Genomic DNA, 10,054 nt, shown 5'->3' with positions numbered 1-10,054 from the left:
AGCCGGAAAATCCCCGTTCCTCAGCCATGAGGAACGGGGATTTTTTCTTGCCGCCATCCTCCCGGCAGTGACTCTTCTCATGAGCTGTGCCCGGGAGCATGATGGGGGAGGACGGATGCTGGTGCCGTGCCGCGGACAGGGGCGGATGATGACAGGTACAGCGAAGCGCCGGGCGATAGTTATCGGCGCGGGCATTGGCGGGCTCACTGCCGGGCTGGCGCTTTCCGGCAAGGGCTGGGACGTCCAGGTCCTGGAGCGGACGGCGGCCCTCCGGCCCGTGGGGTACGCCCTGATCATGGCCCCGAACGCGCAGCGGGCCCTTGACACCATCCCCGGCGGCATCGTGGAACAAATCCATTCCCTTGCCACCTTGCAGGGCGAGAGCGGCATCCGGACCGCGCGGGGCGGCTGGTTGTCCCGCAACGACGCCTCCCTGGCCGAGGAGCGTTACGGCCATCCGGCAGTAGTGCTGCGCCGCGCCGAGCTCGTGGAGATGCTGGCCGCCAACCTTCCGCCTGGCTCGCTGCGGCTCGGGACACCGGTTGCCGACCTGGATGCAGACACAGGTGAGGTCACCCTTGAAACAGGGGAAGTGCTGCGCGCCGAACTGCTGGTCGCGGCGGATGGCATCCACTCGGCAGCCAGGGCAGCGCTCTTTCCCGGGTGTCCCGGACCGGTGTTTGCCGGATTAACGGCCTGGCAGGCGCTGGTGCCTTCGGCCGGCATCGACTACCAGGTGGGCACCACGTGGAGCCGCGGCGGAGAGTTCGGCATGCTGCCGATGAAGGACGGGCGGCTGTACGTCTTTGCCGAGGCGGCGGCGGATGAACCGATGCCGCGTCGGACCGGGGCCGAGGAGAAGGCCGAACTGGTGCGCCGGTTTGGCGGCCTGCGTCCCCCTGTCCCGGAAGTCATCAGGCGGATCGATGAAGAGGCGGTCCTGCGCGCCGACATCCACTCAATGCAGGTACCGCTGCCGGCCTTCCACCGTGGCAGGGCAGCAATTCTGGGCGATGCAGCGCACGCCATGGCTCCGAACCTGGGCCAGGGGGCTTGCCAGGCTATTGAGGACGCCGTCACCCTCGCGTACGTGCTCGACAGGTCCGGCAGCATCCGGCAAGGACTGGCGGACTACACCGGAGCTAGGATGCCGAGGACCTCACTCATTGTCCGCCGGTCCTCGCAGGTTGCCCGGTTCGCCACGATGCGGAACCCGGCCGGGCAAGTGCTTCGGAATGGAATGCTGCGGGCCATGGGACTGCTCGGCAGCTCCGCTGCGCTCCGCCAGGCAGATTTCGTGATGCGCTGGGACCACCCGGCCGTGGCGGTTCGTCCGCGGCCGCCGCAATGAGGTGCGGGAGGCCGGCGCCGGTTTCCTGACGGGCTGGCTCCGGTTTCCTGACGGGCTTCAGACGAAGTCCATCTCCACCTGCAGGAACCTCTCGGCTTCCACAATGGCGGCCTGGAAAGCTTCCTTTTCGGTGGGGGACTTCCGGGGCTGGCGCGGGTTCCATTCGTGCGGTGCCGAGTGGATCCGGACGAACCCGGTGTCCGGGGGCGCGTAGAAGATTCCAAAGCGCTGCACCGGCCATTCCGGGGAGGTCTCCGGGGCCACGAGCAGGGCGGCGTTGAAGGCGGGATTGAACCATTGGGCGATGGGCCGTCGGCGGTCCTCGGTGAAGAGCCCGGCGGCGTAGAGCGCGGCAGACTGCTCGCCGGTCTGGGCGCACAGCCGGTCCCACCACAGTGGCAGAATTCCGGCATCGCACCGTTGCCATGTGGCCGGAAGCGGCTGTGGATCCTGCCAGCTGGGCACAGACATTATTTTATCGCGGCAAGGGCTTTGCGCGGCAGATGGAGCGGCGCGGCGCCGCGGCTGGTGCAGGCGTCAGCGGCGCTTCCAGGGGCCCGGGTTGACCCGGTACAGCAATGCCGCGCCGGCCACCGCTCCCAGCGCGATGCCCATGGCAGGGTTTCCCAATGCCCGCCCCGCGAAGTAGCCGACGACGGCGCCAAGCACCGCGCCGAGGAAGAGTCCCCTTCCGTTCCGGTGCGGCTTGCGCTTCTTCCTGCCATGCAATGAATCGCCGGTCATTGGATTGCCCGCTCCTTAATGGCCCTGTTCCTTGAGAACCCTGCTCCTTGATTGCCCTGTTCCTTGATGCCCCTGCTCCTTGATTGCCTGGTTCCGTGATTGCCCTGTTCAGTGGATGGACGGCACGGTGCGCGGGCGGACCACGAGCCAGAGGGCTGCGATGGCCAGCAGGATACAGGCTGCCTGAACCGCTCCCATGGGTGTGGCGCTGGTGATGCCCAGCCAGCCCACAACCGGCGAGATCAGGCCGGCCATCATGAAGGTGGCCGCACCCAGCAGGGAGGCGGCGGTTCCGGCCTGGGAGGCGTGGCTGGCGAGGGCCAGCACCTGGACGCAGGGGAACATAAAACCGGTGCCCATGATGTAGAACCACAGTGGAACCATCACGCCCCACAGGCCCAGGCCCAGCTGGTCGAACAGCACGATCAGCATTGCCATCAGGAACATCCAGGCGGTGGCGCCGGCCAGGATCCACTGCGGCGGCACCCTCCTGATCAGCCGCGAACTGGTTTGTACGCCCGCCACGATGCCCAGGGAGTTGATCCCGAACAGCAGCCCGTACTCCTGCGCGGAGAATCCGAACACGTCCTGGAAGAGGAAAGGAGAGGCGGACAGATAGGTGAAGAGGCCGCCGAAGTTCAGCCCTGCCACCAAAAGGAGACCCACAAAGATCCGGTCGCTGAAAAGGACCTTGTAGCGCTGCCGGGCCGTCATGCCGCTTTGCCCACGCTTTTCCGGCGGGAGGGTCTCGCGGACCAGGAACAGCGCGGCAATGATGACCAGGGTGCCGTAGGAGGCCAGGAAGACAAAGATCCCGGGCCAGGCCATCACCAGCAGCAGCTGGGATCCGATCACGGGCGCCAGGATGGGTGCCAGTCCGTTGACCAGGCTCATGCGCGAGAACATCCGCACCATGGCGTAGCCGGAGAACAGGTCCCGGACCATGGCCATTGCCACCACGCCGCCTCCGGCCGCGCCGATACCCATCAGGACGCGGAAGATGCCCAGGGTGGTGATGTCAGTGGACAGCGCCGCTCCCAGCGACGCCGCGATGTGCAGTGCCGTCGCCAGGATCAGCGGGTTGCGCCTGCCGAATTTGTCGCTGAAGGGGCCCACCACCAGCTGGCCGAACGCGAACCCCAGGGTGGTCCCGGCGAGGGTGAGCTGGACCTGGGCCTCGGTCACGCCAAGGCTCGCCTCCAGCGCCGGGAACGCCGGCAGGTACAGGTCGATCGTGAACGGCCCCAGGGCGGTCAGCGCGCCGAGAAGGAGAATGTACAGAAGTTTCCGGCGTCGGGTCAGCAAGTCGCCTGGATTGGAGGGAGTGGTCACGGATTACCATCCTAGGCCCGGCACCATCTATTTTTTCAGCGTTGTAGGCCGTGCCGTCCGGCAAGCCCCGAAGTTCGGCCTGAACCTGAATGGTAGTTTTGGGGCGGGGACTGTGCCGAGGCACTTTTCCCGCAGCATACGGAAGCCGGATCGACCATAACCAGTAAGGCGGAACCGATGAGCGGACGTCACAGCGGGCGGACCAGCCCGGGATTGCGCATCACCGCGCTGCCCAGGACGCTTAAACTCCTTTTCCGGCTGGCCCCGCGCCAGCTGAACGATGAGATCGCCTTCGCCAAGATTGAGCTCAAGCGCAAAGGCATCCAGCTCGGAGTAGCGGCCGCCTTCTTCGCCGTCGCCCTGGTCTTCCTCGTCTTCCTGGTGGTCGGACTCATCGTCGCGGCCATCATGGGACTGGCCACCATCATGCCCGCCTGGCTGGCCGCCCTCCTGGTGTCAGCGGCCTTCCTGCTGGTCGCCCTCATCGGCGGCCTGATCGGCTTCCGCAAATTCAAGAAGGCCATGCCACTGATGCCGGAGGAAACCATCCGGGGCATCAGGCACGATATCGGTATTGCCAAGGAAGGTTCGGCCTTCAACCCTGCGGTCCTTGACCCGAACACCCCCGAAGCGAAAGCTGCCAAGGCCGCCAGGGAAGAGGCCGCGGCCAAGGCCAAGGCGGAGAAGGCGGCCAAGACAGCCGAGCACGACAAGGAATACCCGCACGCCTCCGAACCCGAGCTCGCACGCCGCCTCAACCAGCGGCGCCACCACCTCACCGACGTCCGCGACGAACTCGGCACCGAACTGGACGTCAAGACCCAGGCGCAGTACCTGCTCGCGGCCGCCCAGGGCAAAGCGCGCCAGGGCCAGGCCATCGCAGGGCGCGGCATGGACGCGGCCAGCGAACGGCTGGCCACCCTGGCCGCATCCACCGAGGGGCTGCAGAAACGCTGGAAGCCGCTGGCAGCTTTGGCAGCCGCAGGCACCGTTTTGGTGGTCCTGCTCCGTAAGCTTCTTCGAACCTACTAGCACGGGTTTGCCAGGGCTGCCGGCCGCCAGCACGCCCGGGCACAACCGCAGGACTGATGCAGCAAGCCAACAACTGCAGGACCGCGCCGACCAGGCAGCAGGAAGGAAAGGGGGACGGGTGAAGTTTATTGGTGCCGGCGCCCGTCCCGGCCGCCCCCAAGTGGACCATGACCGGGTTTTCACCATCCCAAACCTGCTCACCGTGGTCCGGTTCATGGGGGTCCCACTCTTCATCTGGCTCGTCCTGGCGCGGAAGGAGTACGGCGCCGGTGTGGTTGTCCTTGCGGTGATGGCCAGTACCGACTGGATTGACGGGTACGTTGCCCGCCGCTTTGACCAGGCCTCCAAGCTCGGGCGGGTCCTGGACCCCATCGCCGACCGCCTGGCGCTGATCGCCGTCGCCATCACCCTGGTGATCGCCGGCGTCGTGCACTGGCTGTACCTGGCGGCGCTGGTCATCCCGGACGCGGTACTCCTGGTGCTGACACTCTCGCTGTTCGGCGGCCATCCCGACCTTCCTGTCAGCGCAGTTGGCAAGGTGCGGACCGGGCTGCTGCTCCTGGGCACGCCGATGCTGCTCCTCTCCCGGCTGGACACCGGGTTCTCGGACGGATTGTTCGTGGCCGCCTGGATTGTGCTCGGGCTGGGCCTGCTGGGCCATTGGATCGCTGCGTACAACTACTTCTGGGCGATCCTGCGCAAGGGCAGGATGCGCACCGGGCACGACGGCGGGACCACCTGATGGTGTGGGTCGCCGTCGTGCTTGCGCTGCTTGGGGCCTTCTGCCTCGCCCTTGGTGCCCAGCGCCAGGGAAGCGCCGTCAAGGCCGACACCGGCGGCCTGGCCCTGAGCTCCAACGGTTTCCTCCGCCTGCTCCGCAATCCCCGCTGGGTCTTCGGACTCCTGCTGCTTGGTGCCGGGATGGCCATGAACGCGGTGGCGCTCGTGTCCGCCCCGCTCACAGTTGTCCAGCCAATCGGTGCCATTGCGCTGGTCATCACCACCGTCATCAACGCCAAGGACCAGGACCTCACCATCAACCGGGCCACGGTGGTGGCCATCGCGGCCTGCGTGACGGGCTCCGCGCTCTTTGTCCTCCTTGCCGTTAACGTGACGCAGGAGAACCATCATGTGAGCCTGGACGCGGAGCTCACCATCGTGCTGCTGCTGGCGCTTGCCGTCGGGCTCTTCGGCACTTTGGCCGTTATGTTCAAGCACCGGATCAACGCTTTCGTCTATATCCTGGGCGCCGGAGTCCTCTTTGGCTTCGTGGCCGTCCTCACCCGGATCATCGGCAAGCACATGCTGGATCCCAACGGCCTCTTCCTGCTGAACGTGCAGTGGTACTCCGTGGTGGCACTCGTTGCCGCCGGCGGGCTGGGGTCCTGGTTCGTCCAAAGCGCATACTCCTCGGGTCCGCCGGACCTGGTGATCGCCGGACTGACGGTGATCGACCCCATCGTGGGGATCGCCATCGGAATCGTCATCCTGGGGGAATTGCGGCCGGATGTGCACGCCGTCATGGCGATTGCCATGGGAACCGCCGCTTCCCTTGCTATCGTTGGGGTTATCGCCCTTTCCAGGCACCATCCCGAGGTCACCAAGCGCAAGAAGGACGCGCGGAAGGCCGCGGGCAGGCCGTCTCACTAGCCCCATTCCCGCCTACCAGATCCAGCAGTTCCACGAAGCCCCGGCGCCACATGCCAGGCCAGACGTGCAGTCAGTCGACGCTGTCCGCACCGTGACCATCAGGAGTTCTCCACGTGACCACGCCCGCCGACCAGACGCCGCTGACCATCCTGATCGCTGCTGACACCTATCCGCCCGACATCAACGGCGCAGCCCAGTTCGGCTACCGCCTGGCCAAGGGAATGACCGGCCGCGGGCACAACGTCCACGTCCTGGCCTGCCGCAACGGCAAGGGCAAGAGCTTTAGCGAATTCCGCGACGAAGCCACCGTGCACCGGCTCCGCTCCCACAGCGTGCCCACGCACGAAACCTTCCGGATCTGTTTTCCCTGGGAGATCAAAAAGGAAATCAGCCTGCTGTTCGACCGCGTCAAGCCGGATGTTGTCCACATCCAAAGCCACTACATGATCGGCGAGCACGTCCTGTATGAAGCCGTGAAGCGCGGCGTCAGGATCGTGGCCACCAACCACTTCATGCCGGAAAACCTCAACCCGTTCCTGCCGTTTCCCCAGTGGTTCAAGGACATCATCGGGCGCATCTCCTGGAAGGACATGGGCAAGGTGATGGGCAAGGCGGACGTGGTCACCACACCAACACCACTGGCGGCCAAGGCCATGCACGAGCACGCATTCCTCCGGAAGGTCCTGCCGCTCTCCAACGGTATCGATTCTGCCGCCTACGAGCTCCAGCCCGGCGAGCAGATCGAGCCGCACCCGCACCCCACCGTCATGTTCGCGGGCCGGCTCGCCGAAGAAAAGCACGTGGACGTGCTCATCAGGGCAATCGGCAAAACGCCCCCGGAACTGAACGTGCACCTGGAAATCGTGGGCGGCGGCGAGGTGCGCGCCTCCCTGGAGGAGCTGGTGCAGCGGCTCGGCCTGGGCAGTCGGGTGAAGTTCCTTGGCCTCGCGAGCGACGAAGACCTGCGGAAGGCCTACATCCAGGCTGATCTCTTCTGCATGCCCGGCACCGCTGAGCTGCAGTCGCTGGTGACCCTGGAGGCCATGTCTGCCTCCACCCCGGTGGTGCTGGCGGACGCCATGGCGCTGCCACACCTGGTGCGCGACGGTGAAAACGGCTACCTCTTCACACCGAATGACAGCGATGACCTCGCCAAGAAGATCACCCAGATCCTGGAGCTTCCAAAGGACCAGCGCGAGGCCATGGGCCAGGCCAGCCGGCAGATGGTGGAGCCGCACAGCATCCAGGGCACTCTGCAGACCTTCGAGGATCTGTACCGCGGCGCGGGCTTCGAAGACAAGGTGGTCTAAACCCCTTCCGGGGTTTGCTAGAGTGTTTTTGCCCTGCTGGAGCCGACATCCGAACGGATCGGGACCTGCAGGGCGCACGGGGCTATAGCTCAGCTGGTTAGAGCGCGGGACTCATAATCCTAAGGTCCTCGGTTCAAGTCCGAGTAGCCCTACATTCCTCCCAAACCGCGGCCGACCTCTTCGGCCGCGGTTTTTCTATGCCCACAGCCGTTCCTTTGCTCCCCGGTTCTTTGCTGGAAGGTCGATCTGGGGTATGTTACTGACCAGTAACTTACCGCGCCCCGTCCCTGGGGGCGCCGGTCACCGCCGATCACCTGTGAGGTACCCATGTCCACGTCCATGCCAAGTGTGAATGACCTTCCCTATGCTGACGGCGACTTCTACGCCTTTGAGCAGCTGCTCAGCGCGAAGGAGCAGGACCGGCTCGCTGAAGTCAGGGGCTTCCTGGCCCGGGAGGTCCGGCCCATCGCCGTGGACTGCTGGAACCGCGGCGAATTTCCCATGGACCTCATCCCCAAGCTCGCCGACATTGACCTGGTGAGCCCCGTCCGGCGGCAGGGTTACTCAAACCTGTTTGCGGGACTGCTCCATGCCGAAGTAACGCGCGCTGACGCATCCATTGCGACCTTCATGGGCGTCCACGACGGGTTGTTCACGGGCTCCATAGAAGCCCTGGCCTCCCAGGAGCAAAAGGACGCGTGGCTTCCCGAGATCTACGCCCTGAAAAAGACCGGCGCCTTCGGGCTCACCGAGCCGCTGGGCGGAAGCGATGTAGCCGGGGGAACCCGCACCACGGCCCGGCGGGACGGCGGCAACTGGATCCTGAACGGCGCCAAACGCTGGATCGGCAACGCCACCTTCTCGGACTGGGTGGTCATCTACGCCCGCGATGTTGAGGACAACCAGGTCAAGGGATTCCTGGTGGACACCACCCTTGCAGGATTCAGTGCCACAAAGATCGAGAACAAGATCTCGCTCCGGACCGTCCAGAACGCCGACATCACCCTGACCAACGTCACTGTGCCGGACTTCTTCAAGCTTGCCCACGCCAACAGCTTCCGCGACGTCAACAAGGTCCTCAAGGTCACCCGGCTCGGCGTCGCCTGGCAGGCCGTTGGCCTGCAGATGGCCGCCTTCGACGTTGCCCGGCGCTACGCCGTGGAGCGCCACCAGTTCGGCAGGCCCCTGGCCTCCTTCCAGCTCGTGCAGAACCAGCTGGTCCGCATCCTTGGCAACACCGTCAGCTCCATGGGCATGATGGCCAGGCTTTCGCAGCTGGAGGACGCCGGCCTGGCCAAGGACGAACAATCGGCGCTGGCCAAGGCCTTCACCACGGAGCGGATGCGGGACAGCGTGGCCCTCGGCCGAAGCATCCTGGGCGGCAACGGGATCGTGACGGACTTCGAGATGGCCAAGATCTTCGCCGATGCGGAAGCCATCTACTCCTATGAAGGAACCGCCGAGATCAACACCCTGGTGACCGGCCGGGCCATCACCGGCATATCAGCCATCGTCTGACCGCAGCCGTTGCCGCCGTACCCCCATCGGGACTACGGCGGACCTCCGAGCGGCAGCAGGATGGACGGCCGCAGGTCCATCACGAACTGCAGGGGATTGACATAGTCCTCGCCACGCCGGACGCCCCAATGGATGCAGGCGGATACCCCGCAGTGCCCGGGGAGGGCGGTACCGATGACCTGTCCGGCGGCTACCGGGTTGCCCGCCGCCAGGGTACTCTCCACCGGTTCAAAACTGCTGCGCAGCCCGTTGCCGTGATCAATGGTGATGACCGGCCGATCCACCACCACGCCCACGAAGCTGACCGTTCCGGCCGCAGGGGAGGTGACCGGGGCGCCGTCGTATCCTGCCCCCAGGTCCACGCCCCGGTGCCCGCTCAGCCAAGGCTTCGGCGGGGGATCGAAATTGCGCAGAACCTTCGGGCGGGGTGCCAGCGGCCACTTCCACGAGGGCGCCGGCACGGCCGCGCCCGCGTCCCCTGCCGCCGTCGTGCCGGCCGCGTGAACGGCAGGGGAGAAGCTGGATGGCAGCGGCTGCGTGGTGGAGGCGACCGACGCGGGAAGGAGCAGGAGCGCCGCGAGGAGGAGCGAAGGTTTCATCCGCCCAGCATGCGCCGCCCGAAAACCGGGCCGGCAGGGCCGATCCGGCCTATGTGGAAAAGGCCCCGGGCAGGGCGTTTGCTGTCCGCCGGACACGGGCGCCTGTAGTACACTTGGTGGAGCAGTTTGCTGCGCCCTCAACGCTTCCCGTCCCAGTGGTTCACCCCCGCGGTGCATCCCCTTGTCCGGATTGCGTCGGCACATCTCATTCAGGAGTGTGGGGGAGCAGCAGCTGACTACGCGCATCCAGCCCTCCACATGGTGAAGCCCCGGCAACGCCTCTGAAGGATCGCGCCTCCTGCGGTCCGTGCCATATGGCGCGGATGGGAAGCGTGATGGATGCCAGGAGCACGGCCCGGCCTGGGCCACGCTAATCAACCGTCAACTATTGGCAGGGTAAGAAGCCTCCGGGCTCTCTCATGAATGACCTGCCGGAAGGAGCGTCGGCATGCCCGTCGTAACTATGCGCCAGCTGCTTGACAGCGGCGTCCACTTTGGACACCAGACCCGCCGTTGGA

At 65.8% G+C, this 10,054-nt stretch carries 10 protein-coding genes and 1 tRNA gene; 7 read left to right on the top strand and 4 right to left on the bottom strand.

The features are described from left to right. On the top strand, positions 1-1,351 hold a 1,351-nt coding region (locus P2Q66_RS19490), incomplete at its 5' end, for an FAD-dependent monooxygenase (protein WP_275730801.1). A gap of 57 nt (positions 1,352-1,408) precedes the next feature. On the opposite strand, the gene P2Q66_RS19485 is transcribed toward P2Q66_RS19490, so the two are convergent. The 3 genes from P2Q66_RS19485 to P2Q66_RS19475 form a co-directional block, all read right to left on the bottom strand. Next, on the bottom strand, positions 1,409-1,816 hold the full coding sequence (locus tag P2Q66_RS19485; protein WP_115524126.1) for a hypothetical protein: 408 nt from the start codon (positions 1,814-1,816) through the stop codon (positions 1,409-1,411). A 72-nt stretch (positions 1,817-1,888) separates the two neighbouring features. Continuing rightward, positions 1,889-2,095: a hypothetical protein gene (locus P2Q66_RS19480; RefSeq protein ID WP_275730798.1), complete on the bottom strand. Its 207-nt coding sequence runs from the start codon at positions 2,093-2,095 to the stop codon at positions 1,889-1,891. Positions 2,096-2,203: 108 nt separating this feature from the next. After that, positions 2,204-3,427 carry a multidrug effflux MFS transporter gene (locus P2Q66_RS19475; RefSeq protein ID WP_115524128.1) on the bottom strand — a complete coding sequence of 408 codons (1,224 nt, stop codon included), beginning with the start codon at positions 3,425-3,427 and terminating at the stop codon, positions 2,204-2,206. 177 nt (positions 3,428-3,604) lie between these two features. On the opposite strand from P2Q66_RS19475, the gene P2Q66_RS19470 reads away from it, so the two are divergent. The 6 genes from P2Q66_RS19470 (at position 3,605) to P2Q66_RS19445 (ending at position 8,937) form a co-directional block, all read left to right on the top strand. After that, the gene (locus P2Q66_RS19470) at positions 3,605-4,459 is read left to right on the top strand and encodes a phage holin family protein (protein ID WP_275730794.1); all 855 of its coding nucleotides are present in this window, start codon (positions 3,605-3,607) and stop codon (positions 4,457-4,459) included. A gap of 118 nt (positions 4,460-4,577) precedes the next feature. Further along, entirely contained in the window at positions 4,578-5,201 is a 624-nt protein-coding gene (locus P2Q66_RS19465; RefSeq protein ID WP_079595556.1) for a CDP-alcohol phosphatidyltransferase family protein, read from the top strand. Next, the gene (locus P2Q66_RS19460) at positions 5,201-6,109 is read left to right on the top strand and encodes a DMT family transporter (protein ID WP_079595555.1); all 909 of its coding nucleotides are present in this window, start codon (positions 5,201-5,203) and stop codon (positions 6,107-6,109) included. Before P2Q66_RS19465 ends, P2Q66_RS19460 begins: the two co-directional genes overlap by 1 nt. Positions 6,110-6,222: 113 nt before the next feature. Beyond that, positions 6,223-7,419, top strand: coding sequence for a glycosyltransferase (locus P2Q66_RS19455; protein WP_079595554.1), 1,197 nt, complete (start codon positions 6,223-6,225; stop codon positions 7,417-7,419). 78 nt (positions 7,420-7,497) lie between these two features. Beyond that, positions 7,498-7,571 (top strand) — tRNA-Ile (locus P2Q66_RS19450). A gap of 175 nt (positions 7,572-7,746) precedes the next feature. Continuing rightward, positions 7,747-8,937, top strand: a complete 1,191-nt coding sequence (locus P2Q66_RS19445) for an acyl-CoA dehydrogenase family protein (RefSeq protein ID WP_275730790.1) — start codon at positions 7,747-7,749, stop codon at positions 8,935-8,937. A 32-nt stretch (positions 8,938-8,969) separates the two neighbouring features. On the opposite strand, the gene P2Q66_RS19440 is transcribed toward P2Q66_RS19445, so the two are convergent. After that, complete coding sequence (locus P2Q66_RS19440; RefSeq protein ID WP_275730788.1) at positions 8,970-9,536, bottom strand: M23 family metallopeptidase; 567 nt, start codon at positions 9,534-9,536, stop codon at positions 8,970-8,972. Positions 9,537-10,054 lie beyond the last annotated feature (518 nt).

Source organism: Arthrobacter sp. Cr_A7 (assembly GCF_029222765.1).
GTDB lineage: Bacteria > Actinomycetota > Actinomycetes > Actinomycetales > Micrococcaceae > Arthrobacter.
Note: the sequence above shows the minus strand (reverse complement) of the source record. Positions and strands in the feature narration are given on the sequence as shown.

Bases quoted from the DNA above. Each gene is read 5' to 3' on its own strand.
- P2Q66_RS19445 (WP_275730790.1), top strand. From the start codon at position 7,747: ATGTCCACGTCCATGCCAAGTGTGAATGACCTTCCCTATGCTGACGGC.
- P2Q66_RS19470 (WP_275730794.1), top strand. From the start codon at position 3,605: ATGAGCGGACGTCACAGCGGGCGGACCAGCCCGGGATTGCGCATCACC.
- P2Q66_RS19440 (WP_275730788.1), bottom strand. From the start codon at position 9,536: ATGAAACCTTCGCTCCTCCTCGCGGCGCTCCTGCTCCTTCCCGCGTCG.
- P2Q66_RS19460 (WP_079595555.1), top strand. From the start codon at position 5,201: ATGGTGTGGGTCGCCGTCGTGCTTGCGCTGCTTGGGGCCTTCTGCCTC.
- P2Q66_RS19480 (WP_275730798.1), bottom strand. From the start codon at position 2,095: ATGACCGGCGATTCATTGCATGGCAGGAAGAAGCGCAAGCCGCACCGG.